We start from the raw sequence: 17,140 nt of genomic DNA, 5'->3' as shown, positions 1-17,140 counted from the left end.
CCACCCTCCCGTATCCGCCCGGCCTGGGGTCAGGTTTCGCTGCCCGTGTGGTCGGTGAGGTGCTTCATGGTGGTGGCCAGGCGGCGTTGCCGGGTGGCGGGGGTCCGGGCCTTGAGCAGGGGGAGGACCAGCAGGTAGCGGGCGGTGCGGTCGAGCGCCTCGAAGCGTGCCGACGCGGCCGGGTCGGCGGCGAGCGCCGCGACGAGGTCGTCCGGTACCGGCGCCTCGCGCTGCGGGGCGTACGCGGCGTCCCAGCGGCCGTCCGCGCGGGCGGCGTCGATCGCGGCGAGCCCCGGCTCGCGCATCCGGCCCGCCGCGATCAGCGCCTCGGCCCGGTCGACGTTCACCCGCGACCAGGGGCTGTTTCGCCGTCGGCGGGAGTAGCGCTGCAGGAACGAGTCGGTGTCGTGGGCCCGGCGGTGGCCGTCGATCCAGCCCCAGCACATCGCCACCTCGGCGGCCTGGTCGATGTCGATCAGCGGTACGGACGAGTTCTTGCGACGGATCAGCAGCCAGGCGCCGCCGTCCTCGGCGTGGTGCTCGGCCAGCCAGGCCTCCCACGCCGCGGCGTCGGTGAACCGCATCATCGGGGCCGCGTCCCCGTCGGTGGTGCGGCCTCGCCGCATGGTTGCCCTCCTTGCACGTACCGGTGCTCCAAGGTACGGCGCGGGCGCGCGCATCGGCCGCGGTCCGGCCGATGGGGCCAGCGCGGGTCGGCCGTTCGGAGGAGGGCCGGGAAGATCGGGTTTCGGTAGGTTCGGCCGCCGTGACGACCGAGATGTCCGCTGCGTGCCCGGACTGCGCCGCCCCGTTGGTGGCCGACGAGCGGTACCCGTCGTGGTGCCCGGGGTGCGGGTGGGGCGTCGACCCCAGCCCGCCGAAGCCGCCGCGGGGCCGGGTGGACCGGTGGATCCGGCGGGTCGGTGACCGGACCATGGCGTCGGTGCACGAACGGCTCTGCCGCGCCGAGGTGTCCCGGCCGAGCCGGGACGTGGCCTGGGTGCTCACCTACGTACTGGCCGGGTGCGTGCACGCGGTGACCGTGGCCGTCGCGGTACTGGGGATCTGGCTCTGTCTCTCCGGCCGGCTGGTGCTCGTCCTGTTCGGCCTGTTCGCGCTGGCGATCGTGGTGTTGTTGCGGCCCCGGCTGGGGAAGCTCGACCCGGAGGTCGAGCTGCTCGACCGGGACGAGGCGCCGCAGCTGTACGCGTTGTGCGACGCGGTGGCCGACGCGATCGGCGCCCGGCACATCGAGCAGATCGGCCTGGACCCGGACCTCAACGCGTACTACACCGTGGTCGGCATCCGCCGACGCCGGACCATGGTACTGGGTGCTCCACTGTGGACGGTGCTGGACCGGCAGGGCCGGGTCGCGCTGCTCGGCCACGAGCTCGGCCACGGCGCGAACGGTGACATCCGGCAGGGCGTGGTCGTCGACGGTGCGCTGCGCACGCTGGTCCACTGGTACGGGCTGATCCGGCCCGGCCGGGACAGCGTCTTCGCGGCCCGCGGCAACCCGCTCGGGATGATCGCCGGCCTGTTGCTGCTGGTACCGCAGGCGATCGTGGGCGGCGCGCTGTACTGCGTGATCGTGGCGTTCGCCCTGGTGTCCCTGCGGGTCGGCCAGCGGGCCGAGTACCTGGCCGACGCGATGTCCGTCCGCGCCGCGGGGCGGTCGGGGGCCCGGTCGTCGCTGGAAACCCTGCTCGTGGCGCCCTCGCTGCTACGAGCCAGCCGGCTGGTGCCCCGGAACGCGCCGGCCGGCGCGTCGTACGCCGCGCTCGTCGCGCACGCCGCGGAACTGCCGGCCACCGAGAAGGACCGGCTGGTCCGCCGGGGCCGGTCGCGCAGGCACCGGGTCGACGCGTCGCACCCGCCGACCGCGATGCGGCTGGACCACGTCGCCAGCCGGCCGGACGAACCGGCCCGGGTGGTACTCGACGCCGGACAGGCCGCGGCCATCGACGCCGAGCTGGCCGCACCGCTGGCCCGGCTGGAACGGCAGTTCCGCGACCTGGTCCGCGAGTACCAGGTCTGACCGGCGCAGGCCGCCGGTCACGCCGCGCCCCGGCATCGTCGGCAGGGCGCGGCGGCCGGCGTCAGGCGCGCGCCGGTGCGGTACGGGGCAGCGTGGTGTCCGGGATCCCGACCGCGATGTGCGCCTGCTCCGGTGCCCGGGTGCAGAGGCTGACCGCGACCAGGACCAGCGTGTTGACCGCGACGGCGAACAGCCCGAGCGCGATCGAGGAGATGCCCGACCACCAGGTCGACACCTGCGGGATGCCGACCAGCGCGATGCCGACGACCGATCCGGCCGCGACCCCGTAGGCGCTGGTGCGCCGCCAGACCAGGGACAGGATGATGGCCGGTCCGATCTGCGCGATCCCGCTGTACGCCACCAGCAGCAGGCTCACGATGGTGGAACTCGACCCGAGCGTCAGGTACGCGGCGACCGCGACGCCGACCACCGTGGCGAGCCGGCCGACGAGCAGCCGGTGCCGGTCGGACAGGTCGGCGGTGGGCCGGTAGATGTTGCGGGCCACCGTGGTGCCGAGCGTCAGCAGCATCACCGTGGACGGCACCAGCGCGACGAGAATGCCGGTACCGGCGGCGATCCCGATGAACCACTGCGGGAAGTACCGGTAGATCACCGACACCAGCGCGGTGTTGGAGTCGGTCAGGTGCGGCAGCGTCAGCAGCGCGGCGAACCCGATCACGAAGATGAAGAAGTACGACAGGGTGTAGAGCGGTTGCAGCACCGCGTTGCGCCGGATCGCCCGGTCGCTCTTCGCGGACAGGTTGGCCTGGAAGGAATGCGGCCACATCCAGTAGCCGATGTTGGTCATCAGGATCGAGGAGCAGAACCACCAGGGGCTGTAGTGCGCGTCCGGCCGCATCCCGGGCAGGTTGGCGTAGTGCGGATGGTGCTCGGCCAGGTGCCGGAAGATGCCGCCGACGCCGCCGAGCCCGGTGAGGGTGCCGATCGTGACGAACACGGCGACCACCACGCCGACCACGAAGACGTCCTTGACCATCGAGGCGAACGCCGAGGAGCGCAGCCCCGCGGTGAACGTGAAGACCAGCAGCAGCAACGCGCCGACCAGTACCGCGACCGGCTTGCCGACCGAACCGTGGAACATCACCGTCAGGATCGTCGACAGCCCGGTCAGCTGCACCTGCACGTACGGGATGAGCGCGAGCACCCCGATCAGGGCGATGAGACCGGCCAGCCACCGCCGGCCGAACCGGGCCCGGATGTAGTCCGCCTGCGACATCACGTTGTGGTCGTGCCCGGCCCGCCAGATCTTCGGCAGCAGCCAGTACCCGAGCACGTAGCCGAGCGGTGCGTTGGCCAGGATGTAGAACCCCGGCGCGCCGTACGCGTAGGCCCAGCCGGCGGCGCCGAGGAAGGCGAACGTCGTGTAGATCTCGCCGGCGGACAGGAACCACAGCAGGATGCCGCCGAAGCTGCGACCGCCGACCGCCCACTCGCTCATGGTGACCCGGCGCCGTCGGCGGGCCAGGTAGGTGGTGCCGCCGGTGGTGGCGGCGACGATGAACAGCGCGATACCGAGGGCGACGGTCACCGGTCCACCCCCGTCGCCGGTTCCGCCGCGGCGACGTCCGGTGCGCACGCGGCGTCGAGGGCGTTGTCGAGGCGCCACACCACGGCGATGCTGCCGGTGGTGACGAGGACCCCGACCAGCGCCCACCACAGCAGCAGCGGGACGTCGAGCGGGCTGGCGTGTACCAGGTTGACGGCCGGTACGGCCGCCACCGTCCACAGGTAGGGGATCACGAGCACCAGTCGATGGCGCCGTCTGGTTGGTGCGGACATGCTGGTCTCCACCTCCTTGCCGGGGTTGCCCCGGTCGGGCGCTGCCGGGTGTTCGGCCGGCGGGCGCCGGAACGGGTTCGGTCACCCGGGCGGGGCCGCCGGATCGTCGCCCGGCGGATCGCCGCCGCGTACTCACCCGGCCGCGGTCTGGTTGCGTACCAGGGACTCCAGCAGGTCGACGGCGAGCGGCAACGCTGCCTCGTCGAGGTCGAAGGTGCCGGAGTGGTGCGGTGCCGGGCTGCTCGCGCCGATGCCGAAGTATCCGGCGACTCCGCCGCGCTCCTGCACCCGGCGCATGAACGCGGTCGCGTCGTCGCTGCCGATCCCGGCGCCCGCCGCGCCGACCGTGGCGCCGATCCGTTCCGCCGCGTCGCGCAGCGCGGCGGTGACCGCCGGATCGTTGCCGGCGGTGGTCACCGCGCCGATCAGCTCGACGTCCACGTCCAGCCCGTAGCTGCTGGCGGCGCCGGCGAGCATCTGCCGGACCCGGCGTTCCAGCTCGGCGTTCACCTCGCCGTCGTCGGCCCGGGTCTCCAGCCGCAACTCGGCGCGGTCCGGCACGATGTTGCTGACCGTACCGCCGTGCAGCGCGCCGACGTTGACCCGCGTCTGGTGCCCGGAGAACGCCGGCATCGAGTGCACCGCGAGCGTCGCCGCCGCGGCGCCGAGCAGTGCGTGCCGGCCGTGCTCCGGCGCCATCGAGGCGTGCGCCGCGGCGCCGCGGAAGACCGCCCGCAGCTTGGAGTTCGCCAGCAGCCCGGCCACGTCGGTACAGATGGTCCCGGTCGGCAGGCCCATCCCCAGGTGCGGCGCCACGAACACGTCGATGTCGTCGGCGACCCCGGCGGCGACCATCGCGGCGCCACCCCGTCCGCCTTCCTCGGCCGGCTGCAGGATCAGCCGTACCTCGCCGGGGAAGTCGCGGTCGGTGAGTCGTTCGGCGAGCGCCAGCGCGACGGCGACGTGCCCGTCGTGGCCGCAGGCGTGCATCCGGCCGGGCCATCCGGACCGGAAGCCGAGCCTGCCCGGCGCATGGTCGTCGCTGCCCGACTCGTCGAGCGGCAACGCATCCAGGTCGGCGCGCAGCGCGAGTACCGGGCCGGGTCGGGAGCCGCGCAGCCGCGCCACCACCCCGGTCAGCCCGCCACGCAGCGCCGGCAGGTACCGGGGGTCGGCACCGCTGCGCTCGGCCCGGCGGTACGCCGCGGACAGTTCGGCGCCGTCGGGCACACCGAGCCGGGCGTCGGGGTCCAGCACGGTCTCCCCGGCGGCCACCTGCCAGCCGAGATCGTCGAGCCGGCCGGCGGCCCGGCTCGCGGTACGGAACTCGGTGAAGCCGACCTCCGGGTGCCGGTGCAGGTCCCGGCGCAGTGCGACCACGTCCGTCGGCTGGTCGGTCTCTACCGGATCGGTCATGCTCGGGTCCTTTCCCAGGACGGTCGCTGCGCGGCCGGATGCGGGGATGCCGGTCGGATCCGGCCTGGTGCGGCCGTACCGCGACGGTCGAGCGGCAGTACGCGTGGTGACGCGGGCCGCTTTGCCGGGATTCTGCTGGGCACCGGAGGGCTCGTCAACGGATCCGCCGGCGGCATGCACGATCCGCATGGCCCCTCGGAATCCGGCATTGGACTGCCCGGTCCCGGCTCTGCTCTACTCGGCCGGGGAGCGGGTACGCCCCCGGTTTTCGCCGATGGGAGGCCACGGATGCAGCTCGCTCGATTCCCCCGGTACCGGCTGGGGCACCTGCCCACCCCGCTGGAACCGATGCCGCGGCTGACGGAAACGTTGCGCGCCAACGGTTCGACGGTGCCGCACCTGTGGATCAAGCGGGACGACTGCACCGGCCTGGCCACCGGCGGCAACAAGACCCGCAAGCTGGAGTTCCTGGTCGCGGACGCGCTGGCGCGGGGCGCCGACACGCTCGTCACGCAGGGCGCGACGCAGTCCAACCACGCCCGGCAGACGGCCGCCGCGGCGGCCCGCGCCGGTCTCGGCTGCGAGCTGCTGCTGGAGCGCCGGCAGGTGCGCGACGACGAGTACGAGGCGTCCGGCAACGTGCTGCTGGACACGATCCTCGGCGCCCGGATCGCGGACCGGCTGCCGGCCGGTACCGACATGGCGGCGGCGATGGAGTCGCTCGCCGACGAGCTACGCGGGCAGGGCAAGCGGCCGTACCTGATTCCCGGCGGTGGCTCGAACCCGGTCGGCGCGCTCGGCTACGTGGGCTGCGCGCAGGAGCTGGCGACCGCCGACGTACCGATCGACTGGGTGGTGCACGCGACGGGCAGCGCCGGCACCCAGGCCGGGCTGCTCGCCGGGTTGCTCGCGATGCGCAGCGGTATCCAGGTGCTCGGGGTCAGCGTCCGGCAGCCGGCGGCGGTGCAGCGCCCGCTGGTGCACGAGCTGGCCGTCCGGGCCGCCGAACTGATCGGCGCGCCCGGCGCGGTCGGCCTGGACGACGTGCAGGTCGACGACGGCTGGACCGGCCCCGGGTACGGGGTGCCGACCGACGAGATGGTCGCCGCGGTGCGGCTGCTTGCCGGGACGGAGGGCATCCTGCTCGATCCGGTGTACTCCGGCAAGGCGTTCGCCGGCCTGCTCGGTGCGATCGAGGCCGGTCGGTTCGCCGCCGACGAGCACGTGGTGTTCGTGCACACCGGCGGCAGCGCCGGCCTGTTCGGCTACCGCAGCACATTCTCGCCCGAGTAACGCTGTGCGTCGGCGTCGGCGTCGGCGTCGGCGTCGGCGTCGGCGTGGGTCTCGGCGTCGGGGTGTCGGGTGTCGGGTGCCGGGCGGCTATCCGGTCGTACCCGGGCCCGCGGCGGCGCGCTCCCAGACCTCGGCGGCGTGGCTGCTGGTACGTTGCCGCCGGTTGCGACTGAGCCGGATCTCCAGCGCGGCGGTCCAGTGCCCGTCGCCGACCGGCGCCATCCGCCCGGCCGCCACCTGCTCGGCGGTGAGCAGGCCGGGCAGCCAGCCGATCCCGACGCCGGCGGCGACCAGCGCGGCCAGTACCGAGGTCAGGTCGCTCTGCGCGACGGGGCGCAGCCGCGGCCGCCGACCGGCCAGGATGCGGTCGGTGACCCGGCCGAGGAACGACCCCGCACCGTGGCTGACGTACGGCATCTCCGGGCCGCCGTCGGCCGCCGTCCGGTCCGGGTCGGGCAGCCGGTACGTGCCGGGCCGGGCGTACGGCGCCAGCCGGTCCTGCGCGACCAGCACCGACTCGATGTCGGTGTCGCCCAGGTCCAGCGGGTGCAGCGGATCGACGTAGCCCAGCAGCAGGTCGCAGCCGCCGTGCACGAGCGTGTCGTACGCCTCCAGGGTGTTCGCCGCGAGCAGCAGGCAGGTCAGCTGCGGGGCGTCGGCGGTGATGGTGTGCCACCAGCCGGCGAAGTAGTGGGTGGCGAGGCTGTGGCTGACCGCCAGCCGGACCGGCTGCGCCGGCATCGTCTGGCGGCCGCGCATCTCGTCGTGCAGCGCGGACAGCCCGGCCACCACGTCGGCGGCGCGGGCCCGCAGCACCCGACCGCTCGGGGTCAGCGTGATCGGCAGGCTGGTCCGGTCGACCAGATCGGTGCCGGCCCACTGCTCCAGCGCGCGGATCCGCCGGCTGAACGCCGGCTGGCTGATGTGCAGCGACTCGGCCGCCCGGGTGAAGCTGCCGTGCTCGCCCAGCGCCACCAGGCTCTCCAGCCAGACCACGTCCATCACGCGAGCGTACGCAGCCGCGGGCCGGCGTGGTGGACTTGGCGTTGGCGGGGCTGGCGCCCCGGCCAGGCCGCGTGGGAGCGCGGCCCGGCCGGTCGGTGCGGCACGGGATTCGGGCAGCGGGTGCGCGGCCGGCCGGTCTTGGTCCACTGTGGACCGACCGGTGGGCCGCGGTGCCGTCAGCGGCGGCGGTGGTGCGGGAGCAGGCGGAGCAGCTCCAGCACCCGATCGAGGTTGGACGCTTCGTACTGTTCACCGTCGACCAGGACCGACCAGCCCCGGCCGTTGCGGATGGCGGAGGCGAGAATCCGCCCGTGCGCGTGCACCTGGACGGTCTGGCCGCTCGCCACGGCCAGTGTCGGCAACTCTGTCTGGGTCATGTGTTCCCCCTGATCATGACCGGACTTCTGGCGCGCCTCCCCCTGCGCACCCGGTACCCGACGATGGCCCCGGCCCCCACCGGCATCCCCCCGGTTGCCCGACGGGAACCGGGACCCCGCACGTGACCTCGGCGGCCCGCCCGCGAGTCGATCCACCCCCGACGGCAGTCGGCGATCCGAACCGAGCTCGTGAGGACACGTGGTTCGTGACGTCGTGTACTGGAGCAAGCGTGCCAGCCGGGTCACGCGGTGCGACACGGCACGTCACCACAACGGTGGACCCGGGTCGTCGCGGCATGTGAAGACCCGATCAATCAGGTGTGCATAGCGAAACCGGTCCTTACAACTCAACGCGGTCGATACGACCGTGATCGATTCGGGGGCGTCGCGACGGGCCCGCCGGCACGTAGCATCCCTCGAATGAGCGGAAAACCCGAATGGCCGCGGGTCGGTACCTGCGTCGCGCACCGGGGTGCGTGCGGCACCGCGCCGGAGAACACGATCGCCGCCTGCCGCACGGCGATCGAGCAGGGTGCCCGGACGATCGAGGTGGACGTGCAGCGCTGCGGTGACGGCGAGCTGGTCGTGATGCACGACAGCAGGCTGCGCCGCACCACCGACATCGCGCAGGTCCTGCCGGACCGGGCGGACGCGACGATCAACGAGCTGACGATGGCCGAGCTGCGCAAGCTCGACGCCGGTGCGTGGTTCGACGAGCGGTACCGCGGGGAACCGGTACCGACGCTGGCCGAGCTGCTGGCCGCGATCGACGGGCGCAGCACGCTGTTCATCGAGCTGAAGTGGCCGGAACGCAGCCCCGGCATCGAGCAGCAGCTGGCCGAGGAGCTGCGCCACTGCCTCGGCGATCGGCTCGCCGACACCGGCCGCCCACCGGTGGCGATCCAGGTGGTCGACGTCGATCGGTTGCGGACGCTGCACGAGCTGCTGCCGACCGTACCGATGTGCCTGATGAGCGGGCTGACCTACATGCTGGAGCTGGACCGGTTCGCGGAACTCGGCGACTGGGTCTCGGCGTACACGCCGCTCGGCCGGCTGCTGACCGCCGAGCACGTGACCGCCGCGCACCGGCACGGCATCCGGGTGCTGCCGTGGACCATCGACGCGCCGGAGGCCGTCGCCGCGATGCGTGATCTCGGCGTCGACGCGGTGATCACCAACGACGTGCCGTTCGCGCAGCCGATCATGTCCGGCCAGCCGAGCCGGTTGCCGCGCACCCCGGTACGGATCGAGTCGGCCTCGGTCGCCGACGAGCGCACCGTGCTGCGCGCGGAGTCCACTGTGGACCTCACCGGCTGGTCGCTGCGTAACCACCTGCTGCGCCGCCAGCCGCTGCCGGCACGCAAGCTCGCTGCCGGCGAGACGCTGGAGATCGCCTCGGCGAGCAAGAAGTTCCTGGACAACTACGGTGACACGCTCGCCCTGTACGACGCCGACGACATCGTCGTCGACCTGCACTTCTACCGCGAGCTGGGCGCACCCACCGGAGGGTGACGACCACCGGCGGGTGACGCCCACCGGCCCACGGGGGAGTGCCCGGTGGGCGCACCCGGGGGGGTGTGACCGCAACCCTTTGCTCTGCACACCTGAGCGCACCAGCGGTGGTGCACCTGGGTGTGCAGAGCAAAGGGGGGCGGTCAGGTGCCTGGACCGCAGCGAGGCGTTCAGCTGCCCGGAGGCCGGCGGCCCGGCATGCCGGCCACGGTGGCGGCGAGCGCGAGTACCACCAGCCCGGCGGCGACCAGGAAGCCGCGGTCGATGCCGATCGCGAGCGCGTGCGAGGCGGGCAACCGGCGGTGCGCCGCGACCGTCGTCCAGGTGATGCTGCCCAGCAGGGCCAACCCGACCGCGCCGCCGAGCTGGCGGGCGCAGTTGAACACCCCGGACGCGATGCCGGCGTCCCGCTCGCCGATGCTGGCCAGTGCCTCGACGGTCATCGGCGGCGCGGCCACCCCCAACCCGGCGTAGGTGAGCGAACTGGGCACCAGCAGGTCGCTCAGATAGCCGCCGGAGACACCCATCAGGGACAGCCAGCCGACGCCGACCGCGGCGACGGCCAGACCGGCGAGCGCGACGGTACGGGTACCGACGCGGCGCAGCAGCGGCCCGCTGGCGCGGGAGCAGGCCACCAGCAGCGCGGTCATCGGCAGGAAGACCAGCGCGGTACGCAGTGGGCTGTAGTGCCAGATGCGTTGCAGGAACAGGGTGAGGAAGAACGCGATCCCGGTCATCGCCATGCTGTACGACACGATCGCCAGGTAGTTGCCGGCCCGGGCCCGGCCGGCGAACAGCCGCAGCGGCAGCAGTGGCCGCCCACTGCGCCACTCCACCAGTACGAACAGGCCGAGCAGCAGGACGGCGGCGGCGACCGACGCGAGTACCACCGGATCGGTCCAGTGCACCGTACCGGCCGGGTCGGTGGCCGCCCGGGTGAGCCCGAACACCAGCATCGTCATGCCGGCGGTGCCGGTCAGCGCCCCGGGCACGTCGAAGCGGCCCGGCTGTCGGCGGGCCTCGCTGAGTACCCGCGGTGCGGCTGCCGCCACCAGGATGCCGAACGGCACGTTGACCAGCATGATCCAGCGCCAGGAGGTCAGGCTGGCGATCAGCCCGCCGGCCAGCAGTCCGATCCCGCCGCCCGCGGTACCCAGCGCGGTGTAGATGCTGATCGCCCGGTTGCGGGCCGGGCCCTCCGGGAACGTGGTGGCCAGCAGCGACAAGGTGGCCGGACTGGCCGCGGCCGCACCGGCGGCCTGCGCCGCCCGGGAGGCGATCAGCTGCCACGGGGCCTGCGCCAGCCCCGCAGTCAGGGACGCGACCGTGAACAGCACCAAGCCGAACACGAACACCCGGCGCCGGCCGAACACGTCGCCGCACCGGCTGCCGAGCAGCAGCAGCCCGCCGAACACCAGGGCGTACGCGGTGATCACCCAGGACAGCTCCGGGCCGGAGAAGCCCAGCCCGGTCTGGATGTGCGGCAGCGCGACCGTCACGATCATCGTGTCCAGCAGGAACATCGTCTGCGCGGCACAGATCACGGCCAGCGCGGTGGTCCGGGTCCGGGAGCCGCCCGACCGTCTCCCCGCGGTGCTGTCTGCGCGGCTCGCCGCGGTGCCGTCCGGGCTGCCCGCCGCCGCGGTACCGGTCATCGCGGCGCCGCGGCCAGCTCCAGCCGTCGGTGCAGCGGAGCGCGCTGGATCTTGCCCAGCGAGTTCTTCGGCAACTGCCAGACGAACTGCACCCGGTCCGGCCAGAACACCCGCGCCATCCCGGTCCCGCCGAGGAACTCGTGCAGTTCGGCGAGCGTCGGCGGTTGACCGTCCGGGACGACGACGGCGCAGCACAGCTCGGAGCCCGGTACGGCCGGGTCGGGGTAGCCGACGAGCGCCAGCTCCTTGATCCCCGGATGCCGGGCCAGCAGCCCCTCGACCTCCAGTACCGGCACCTTCATCCCGTTGGAGCGGATGATCAGGTCGCTGCGGCGGCCGACGATGCGGATGCCGCCCCGGCCGTCCGGCCGGGCGATGTCACCGGTGTCGAACCAGTCGCCGTCGAAGCACGCGTCGTACACGTCCCGCTGGTGCAGGTAACCCAGGCACTGCGAGGCGCCCCGGACCAGCAACCGGCCCGCGTCCTCGCCCGGGTCGGCGTCGATCCGGACCTCCATCCACGGCACCGCGCGCCCGTCGCTGCGGGTCGCCCAGTCGTCCGGATCGTCCGGCCGGGTCATGGTGACCGCGGCGTTCTCGGTCATGCCCCACAGCGCGTGCACCGGCACCCGGAACGTGTCGCGTACCGACTCGACCAGGTCCGGTTGCAGCGGCGCCGAGCCGGAGACGATCCGCCGCACCGAGCTGGTGTCGCGGGCCCGTTCGCGCTGCGCGGCGATCAGGTTCACCAGGTATCCCGGCGACATGTACGCCCAGCTGACCGAGTGCGCCTCGATCGAGTCGAGCAGCAGCCCCAGGTCGCTCGGCCGGTCGTAGGTCAGCCAGGTGGCGCCCAGTTGCAACGGCATCAGCGCGCCGTAGGTCATGCCGGCCATGTGCGTGTGCGGGTGCGGCACCACGATCACGTCGTCCGGCCCCAGCCGGTACGGCTCGGCACCGGCTCGGGCCGCCGCGTACAGCGTGTTGCTGGTGTGCGCCACCGCCTTCATCTGGCCGGAGGTGCCGGACGTGCAGACGAGTACGGCAGGCTCGTCCGGGCGCAGCGCGAGCGCCGGATCCGGTGTCGGGTGCTCGGTGTCGAGGAAGAACTCGGCGAAGTCGATGGCGTCGGCGGCGGAACCGTCCCCGATCACCACCCGGTGCCGGACCGTGTCCGGCGCCGCCGCGGCCACCCGGGCACCGAGGTCGACGTCGTCGACCCGGTCGAGGCTGATGCACACCGGCGCCCTGCTCACGGTCATCGTGTAGCGCAGCTCGCGTTCGGCGAGCGCCGGGAACATCGCCGCGCTCACCGCACCGATCCGGGCACACGCCAACCAGAGCGGGGTCAGCTGCCAGACGTTCGGCAGGTAGGTGGCGACCACGTCACCGCGGCCGACCCCGAGCGCGGCCAGCGCCCCGGCGAACCGTTCGACCAGCTCGGCCAGCTCCCGGTAGCAGATGGTCCGTGGCGTGTCACCCCGGTACGCGACGATCGCGGGATGCTCCGGCCGGGTCCGCGCCGCCCGGGCCAGATCGTCCAGGAACGTCTCGTCCCGCCACCAGCCCGCCGCCCGGTACCGGGCGGCCAGCTCGGCGCCCGGCAGCCGCAACGACTCCGCTCCGTACATCACGATGGGTCGCCTCCCACGCTCTCGTCGGCCGGCTGCCGCTCGGCGGTCCGCTTCTCGATCCAGTCGAGGATGCCGGCGTGGCCCTCGGCGGCGGGGCCGTCGCCGAAGATGGCGAGGAACCCGGGCACCATGTTGACTTCGAGGATCCGGTACCCGTCCGGGGTCGGCAGGATGTCCAGACCGGCCCAGGTGAGGCCCTGGTGCCGGGCGGCGCGGACCGACAGGTCGATCAACTCGTCGGGGGCGTCGAACCGTTCCCAGCTCGCACCCTCCAGCGTCTTGCACCGCCAGCTGCCCGCCGCGGGCAGCTTGAGCATGTTGATCGGCGTGACCTCGCCGCACACGGTGATCCGCAGCTCGCCGTACCGGGTGGGGTAGAACGGCTGGCAGAACACGGTGCCGTAGCGGGCCAGCTGGCTGTCCACGATCGCGCGGTCGGCGTCCAGATCGGTGACCCGCTCGACGTCGATGCCGCGCAGCCCGTACGACGGCTTGAGGATGATGTCGCCCCAGTCGGCGAGCGCCGCGGCGGTGTCCTCGACCGAACTCACCGAGCGAAACGGCGGCACCGGGAACCCGCCTTCGGCGAGCCGCTGCGCCATCAGGAACTTGCTCATCCCGCACAGCCAGGCGTCAACCGGGTCGAACAGCCGCGGGCCGAGCGCGTTGCTGAGCATCGTCAGCCGCTCGACCCGGTCCCGCCACGGGCCGGCGGTCGCGGCCAGATCCTGCTGCCAGACGTCGCCGATCAGGTTCGCCCGGGAGATCACCGCGTCGTAGCTGGTCACGTCGACGCCCTTGGCCAGCACCGTGGCCCGGCCCGCGCCCCGTCGGAACTCGATCTCCTCCAGGGTGAACCCGGACATCTGGTGTCCGCGCCGCGTCCCGAACTCCAGCAGGGCGAGCGCGTCCGCGTCGATGCCGCTGTAGTCCCACAGCAGGATGCCGATCTTCATGCTGCCCCCTCCGGCGTCGGCAGTACCTGGATGGCCGGTGGCACCGTGTCCGGCGGGAGTACCAGCAGGGCGAAGTGTTGCGGTAGGTGCACCGCGAGGCCCACCCGGCCGCCGGCCTCGATCTCGGCCAGCTCGCCGTCCCGGCGCAACGTGATGGTGCCGCCGTCGCAAGCGTCCAGCAGCGTGACTCCGGCCCGGAAGTCGCCCAGCAGCACCTGATCGGGCGCGATCATCCGGGTCCGGGTGATCCGCAGCCCGGCCGCGTCGACGGTGGGCAGTGCGCCGAGCCCGACCAGCCGCCAGTACGTGCGGGGATGCATCACCAGCGCGTCGCAGGAGCCGCCCTGGTCCTCCACGTCGGCCGCGGCGGCCATCAGGCTGTCCACCAGGTCGGTCCGGCCGCGCAGCCGGCGCAGCCCGGGCAGCCGGAGCAAGCCGGTGATCGCGCCGTCGGCGCTGCCGTGCAGCAGCACGTCGTTCTCCACGGTGCACAGCCGGACGATCACCCGGTGGTCGACGAACCGGGCCAGCAGCGCCGGATCGCGGCAGATCTGGGCCGGCACCGGTACCCGGACCCGGACGTCGGTGAGTGCCGCCTTGACCGCCCGGGGCTGCTGGTGGGCCTCCGGGGTGGCGGCGTACTCGGTGTCCCGGGTGACCGGGTGGGCGGCGGACCGCCGTTCCTCGACGAAGGACACCGACTCGTCCGCGATGATCGCCGACTTGAGCAGGTCCCGTACCGGTGGCCGGGGACGCGTCGCGGCGAGCGGGAAGTGCCGGGTGATGGCGTCGCGGACCACGGCCGTCGCCGCGCCGTCGGTGGACCGGCCGGCGGCCACCGCCAGCTCCTCGCCGGGCGTGCGACTGGTCAGTTCGGGATCGTCGACGAGGTAGCGCACCGTACCCCCAGGTGACGAGTGCTGAAAGCCTTGGGCGCCAAGGCAAGCAGAGCCGGCGCCGGAACGCGCGTCCGCTCGATGCGCCACCCTAGAGCACCCGTACGGGTTGCCCTGAAAGTCTGGGAAATCCCCTCGTATCACTCTCCGCCGCGGTGCCCGCGGGCGAGGATCGGATCCCGTATGCGCGAGACCGGCATGGCGTCTCGCTTTCCGGCGGCCACCCCTCGGCCGCCAGCACGATGTTCATGCCAGGACCGTCACTCGGGGTGGTGCGGCGACGACGCCTGCCACCGATCGTGAAGGGAGCCGCCGATGGTGGCCCGCACCACGGACGTCAGGCTGGCGATCGACGGCGGCACGCCGGTACGCGCGGCTCCCTGGCCGGCGTACGACAACGGTGACGCGTACGTCGCGGACGACGACGTCGCCGCGGCGCTGCACGCGCTGCGCAGCCGCCGGTACTTCCGGTACGACACCCGCCCGCACGAGGCGACCGAGACCGGCGCGCTGGAAGCCGCGCTCTGCCGGTACTTCGGCGCGGCCCACGCGCTCGGCTGCGCCAGCGGTACCACCGCCCTTGCCCTGGGCCTGCTGGCGCTGGACCTGCCGGCGGCGTCGGACGTGATCTGCCCGGCCTTCACGTTCGCCGCGACACCCAGCGCGATCATCCTCGCCGGGCACCGGCCGGTCCTGGTCGAGTGCGACGACGATCTCCAGCTCGACCCCGACGACCTGCGCCGCAAGGTGGCCGCCGGGGCGCGGGCGATCGTGGTGGTGCACATGCGCGGGTTCGCCGCCGACATGCCGGCGATCGCCGGCATCGCGGACGAGTTCGGGGTGCCGATCGTGGAGGACGCGGTGCCGGCGCTGGGGGTCCGGCTGCACGGCCGGCCGCTCGGCACCTGGGGCCGGGTCGGCGCCTTCTCCACCCAGTCGGACAAGGCGTTGAACACCGGCGAGGGCGGCTTCGTGCTGACCGACGACGCCACCGTCTACTCCCGCGCGGTGGTCTACTCCGGTGCGTACGAGTCGCGGATGGCCCGGCACTTCACCGACCCGCCGGACCTGGACGATCTGTCGTTGCCGCTGTTCAGCTGGCGAATGGACGAGATCAGGGCCGCGCTGGCGCGGGCTCAGCTGGCCCGGCTGCCCGGGCGGCTGGCGGCGCACCGGCGCAACTACGACCGGGTCGCCGCCGCCCTCGACGGCCGGCCGGACGTCGCGGTACGGCGACCGGTCGCGCCCGGCGCGTACCTCGGTGAAGCGTTGCTGCTGCGGCTGCCGGACACCGCGGCCGCCTGCTGGTTCGCCCGCGCGCTGCGGGCCGAGGGCATCGGTGTCCGGGCCTTCGGCGACCCGGACGACGTCAACGTCCGGGCGTTCTGGAACTGGCGGTTCCTGTTCCCGGACCGGGCGGCGGTCCGGGCCGCCTACCCGGCGAGTACCGCCGCGGTGGGGCGCACGGTGGACATCCCGCTGTCGGCGAACCTGACCGGGGACGACTGCGCGCAGCTGGTCGACGCGGTCGACAAGGTCGCGGCAGCGCTGCCGGGCCGGTACCGGTGAGCGACCGACCCGCCGTCGTCTACCTGACCGGCTGGTGTCGCAGCGGCACCACCCTGATCGGGAACCTGATCGGCGAGCTGCCCGGCGCGCTGCACGTCGGGGAGCTGCGCTACCTGTGGCGGCACGGAGTGTTGGGCGACGGCACCAACGACACCTGCGGCTGCGGTACCCGGATCGCCGACTGTCCACTGTGGTCGGCGGTGCTGCGGCGGCTCGGTGCGCCGGACGGCGTGCCCGACCTGCTCGAGCGGCAGCAGCGGCTGCTGCGCACCCGGCACGTCGGTGCCCGGTTGGCCGCGATCCCGGCCACCATCGCGGCACGGCGTGACCTGGAACGGCTCTACGGCGCCATCGCCGCCGAGGCGGGCGCCCGGATCATCGTGGACAGCGGCAAGTTCCCGGCCGAGGCGGCGACGGTGTGCGGCAGCGACCGGGTCCGGCCGTACGTGCTGCACGTGCTGCGGGATCCGCGCGCCGTCGCCGAATCGTGGCGCCGCCCGAAGGCGTACATCCCGGCCATGTCGGCGTGCCGCAGCACCGCCTACTGGGTCGCGTTCCAGCAGGCATCGGCGCGGGTCGGCCGCGCGTTCCCGGGCCGGTACCAGCGGCTGCGGTACGAGGACTTCGCGGCTGCCCCGGCCGACACGCTCGGTGCGGTGCTCGCCGGCTGGGGCCTCGCCGCCGCGGCGCCGGTGACCGCCGACGGCACCGCCGTACTGTCGCCCAACCACACCGTCACCGGCAACCCGGACCGGCTGCGTACCGGCCCGGTCACGATCCGGCCGGACGAGCGCTGGCGCACCACGTCGCCGCGCACCACCCGGTACGCCGCCGGCCTGCTCGCCGCGCCCTGGCTGCACCGCTACGGCTACCGCCTGACCGGCGGCGCCGACCGCGGCGCCGGGGTTCGGTCCGACGCCGGTACGAGCTGAGACCCCGCACCGGAGGCGGTGGCGGCCCGACCCCGGTTGCAGGTGAGGCCGCGCCCG

At 73.5% G+C, this 17,140-nt stretch carries 15 protein-coding genes; 5 read left to right on the top strand and 10 right to left on the bottom strand.

The window, feature by feature from the left end; all coding sequences use genetic code 11:
- Positions 1 to 29: 29 nt before the first annotated feature.
- Entirely contained in the window at positions 30 to 626 is a 597-nt protein-coding gene (locus Athai_RS30655) for a YdeI/OmpD-associated family protein (RefSeq protein WP_239157273.1), read from the bottom strand.
- 140 nt (positions 627 to 766) lie between these two features.
- Here Athai_RS30655 and Athai_RS30650 point away from each other — a divergent pair, with 140 nt between their 5' ends.
- Entirely contained in the window at positions 767 to 2,038 is a 1,272-nt protein-coding gene (locus Athai_RS30650; protein ID WP_203964703.1) for a M48 family metalloprotease, read from the top strand.
- Between the two features lie 61 nt (positions 2,039 to 2,099).
- Here Athai_RS30650 and Athai_RS30645 read toward each other — a convergent pair whose 3' ends face one another.
- From Athai_RS30645 to Athai_RS30635, 3 genes are all read right to left on the bottom strand, one after another.
- Complete coding sequence (locus tag Athai_RS30645) at positions 2,100 to 3,587, bottom strand: sodium:solute symporter family protein (protein WP_203964702.1); 1,488 nt, start codon at positions 3,585 to 3,587, stop codon at positions 2,100 to 2,102.
- A complete protein-coding gene (locus tag Athai_RS30640; RefSeq protein WP_203964701.1) occupies positions 3,584 to 3,838 on the bottom strand; it encodes a DUF3311 domain-containing protein in 255 nt (84 codons plus the stop codon). Before Athai_RS30640 ends, Athai_RS30645 begins: the two co-directional genes overlap by 4 nt.
- Positions 3,839 to 3,970: 132 nt before the next feature.
- Positions 3,971 to 5,254: an amidohydrolase gene (locus Athai_RS30635; RefSeq protein WP_203964700.1), complete on the bottom strand. Its 1,284-nt coding sequence runs from the start codon at positions 5,252 to 5,254 to the stop codon at positions 3,971 to 3,973.
- Positions 5,255 to 5,542: 288 nt separating this feature from the next.
- On the opposite strand from Athai_RS30635, the gene cuyA reads away from it, so the two are divergent.
- Positions 5,543 to 6,547 carry a D-cysteate sulfo-lyase gene (gene cuyA / locus Athai_RS30630; RefSeq protein ID WP_203964699.1) on the top strand — a complete coding sequence of 335 codons (1,005 nt, stop codon included), beginning with the start codon at positions 5,543 to 5,545 and terminating at the stop codon, positions 6,545 to 6,547.
- A gap of 87 nt (positions 6,548 to 6,634) precedes the next feature.
- On the opposite strand, the gene Athai_RS30625 is transcribed toward cuyA, so the two are convergent.
- Both Athai_RS30625 and Athai_RS30620 read right to left on the bottom strand, forming a co-directional pair.
- A complete protein-coding gene (locus Athai_RS30625) occupies positions 6,635 to 7,549 on the bottom strand; it encodes a LysR family transcriptional regulator (RefSeq protein ID WP_203964698.1) in 915 nt (304 codons plus the stop codon).
- A 179-nt stretch (positions 7,550 to 7,728) separates the two neighbouring features.
- Complete coding sequence (locus Athai_RS30620; protein ID WP_203964697.1) at positions 7,729 to 7,929, bottom strand: hypothetical protein; 201 nt, start codon at positions 7,927 to 7,929, stop codon at positions 7,729 to 7,731.
- A 420-nt stretch (positions 7,930 to 8,349) separates the two neighbouring features.
- On the opposite strand from Athai_RS30620, the gene Athai_RS30615 reads away from it, so the two are divergent.
- Positions 8,350 to 9,441: a glycerophosphodiester phosphodiesterase family protein gene (locus Athai_RS30615; RefSeq protein ID WP_203964696.1), complete on the top strand. Its 1,092-nt coding sequence runs from the start codon at positions 8,350 to 8,352 to the stop codon at positions 9,439 to 9,441.
- Between the two features lie 170 nt (positions 9,442 to 9,611).
- Here Athai_RS30615 and Athai_RS30610 read toward each other — a convergent pair whose 3' ends face one another.
- From Athai_RS30610 to Athai_RS30595, 4 genes are read right to left on the bottom strand one after another with little or no spacing between them, the layout of a single operon-like run.
- Positions 9,612 to 11,096, bottom strand: coding sequence for an MFS transporter (locus Athai_RS30610; RefSeq protein ID WP_203964695.1), 1,485 nt, complete (start codon positions 11,094 to 11,096; stop codon positions 9,612 to 9,614).
- The gene (locus tag Athai_RS30605) at positions 11,093 to 12,727 is read right to left on the bottom strand and encodes an AMP-binding protein (protein ID WP_239157496.1); all 1,635 of its coding nucleotides are present in this window, start codon (positions 12,725 to 12,727) and stop codon (positions 11,093 to 11,095) included. The genes Athai_RS30610 and Athai_RS30605 overlap by 4 nt, the downstream gene beginning before the upstream one ends.
- A complete protein-coding gene (locus Athai_RS30600; RefSeq protein WP_203964693.1) occupies positions 12,727 to 13,686 on the bottom strand; it encodes an ATP-grasp domain-containing protein in 960 nt (319 codons plus the stop codon). The genes Athai_RS30605 and Athai_RS30600 overlap by 1 nt, the downstream gene beginning before the upstream one ends.
- Positions 13,683 to 14,585, bottom strand: a complete 903-nt coding sequence (locus tag Athai_RS30595) for a family 3 encapsulin nanocompartment shell protein (RefSeq protein ID WP_203964692.1) — start codon at positions 14,583 to 14,585, stop codon at positions 13,683 to 13,685. The genes Athai_RS30600 and Athai_RS30595 overlap by 4 nt, the downstream gene beginning before the upstream one ends.
- 312 nt (positions 14,586 to 14,897) lie before the next feature.
- Here Athai_RS30595 and Athai_RS30590 point away from each other — a divergent pair, with 312 nt between their 5' ends.
- Both Athai_RS30590 and Athai_RS30585 read left to right on the top strand, forming a co-directional pair.
- The gene (locus Athai_RS30590) at positions 14,898 to 16,151 is read left to right on the top strand and encodes a DegT/DnrJ/EryC1/StrS family aminotransferase (RefSeq protein WP_203964691.1); all 1,254 of its coding nucleotides are present in this window, start codon (positions 14,898 to 14,900) and stop codon (positions 16,149 to 16,151) included.
- Positions 16,148 to 17,083: a sulfotransferase gene (locus tag Athai_RS30585; RefSeq protein WP_203964690.1), complete on the top strand. Its 936-nt coding sequence runs from the start codon at positions 16,148 to 16,150 to the stop codon at positions 17,081 to 17,083. Before Athai_RS30590 ends, Athai_RS30585 begins: the two co-directional genes overlap by 4 nt.
- The last annotated feature ends 57 nt before the right edge of the window (positions 17,084 to 17,140 follow it).

Source organism: Actinocatenispora thailandica (assembly GCF_016865425.1).
GTDB lineage: Bacteria > Actinomycetota > Actinomycetes > Mycobacteriales > Micromonosporaceae > Actinocatenispora > Actinocatenispora thailandica.
Note: the sequence above shows the minus strand (reverse complement) of the source record. Positions and strands in the feature narration are given on the sequence as shown.

Bases quoted from the DNA above. Each gene is read 5' to 3' on its own strand.
- Athai_RS30655 (WP_239157273.1), bottom strand. From the start codon at position 626: ATGCGGCGAGGCCGCACCACCGACGGGGACGCGGCCCCGATGATGCGG.
- Athai_RS30640 (WP_203964701.1), bottom strand. From the start codon at position 3,838: ATGTCCGCACCAACCAGACGGCGCCATCGACTGGTGCTCGTGATCCCC.
- Athai_RS30635 (WP_203964700.1), bottom strand. From the start codon at position 5,254: ATGACCGATCCGGTAGAGACCGACCAGCCGACGGACGTGGTCGCACTG.
- cuyA (WP_203964699.1), top strand. From the start codon at position 5,543: ATGCAGCTCGCTCGATTCCCCCGGTACCGGCTGGGGCACCTGCCCACC.
- Athai_RS30625 (WP_203964698.1), bottom strand. From the start codon at position 7,549: ATGGACGTGGTCTGGCTGGAGAGCCTGGTGGCGCTGGGCGAGCACGGC.
- Athai_RS30620 (WP_203964697.1), bottom strand. From the start codon at position 7,929: ATGACCCAGACAGAGTTGCCGACACTGGCCGTGGCGAGCGGCCAGACC.
- Athai_RS30615 (WP_203964696.1), top strand. From the start codon at position 8,350: ATGAGCGGAAAACCCGAATGGCCGCGGGTCGGTACCTGCGTCGCGCAC.
- Athai_RS30610 (WP_203964695.1), bottom strand. From the start codon at position 11,096: ATGACCGGTACCGCGGCGGCGGGCAGCCCGGACGGCACCGCGGCGAGC.
- Athai_RS30605 (WP_239157496.1), bottom strand. From the start codon at position 12,727: ATGTACGGAGCGGAGTCGTTGCGGCTGCCGGGCGCCGAGCTGGCCGCC.
- Athai_RS30600 (WP_203964693.1), bottom strand. From the start codon at position 13,686: ATGAAGATCGGCATCCTGCTGTGGGACTACAGCGGCATCGACGCGGAC.
- Athai_RS30590 (WP_203964691.1), top strand. From the start codon at position 14,898: ATGGTGGCCCGCACCACGGACGTCAGGCTGGCGATCGACGGCGGCACG.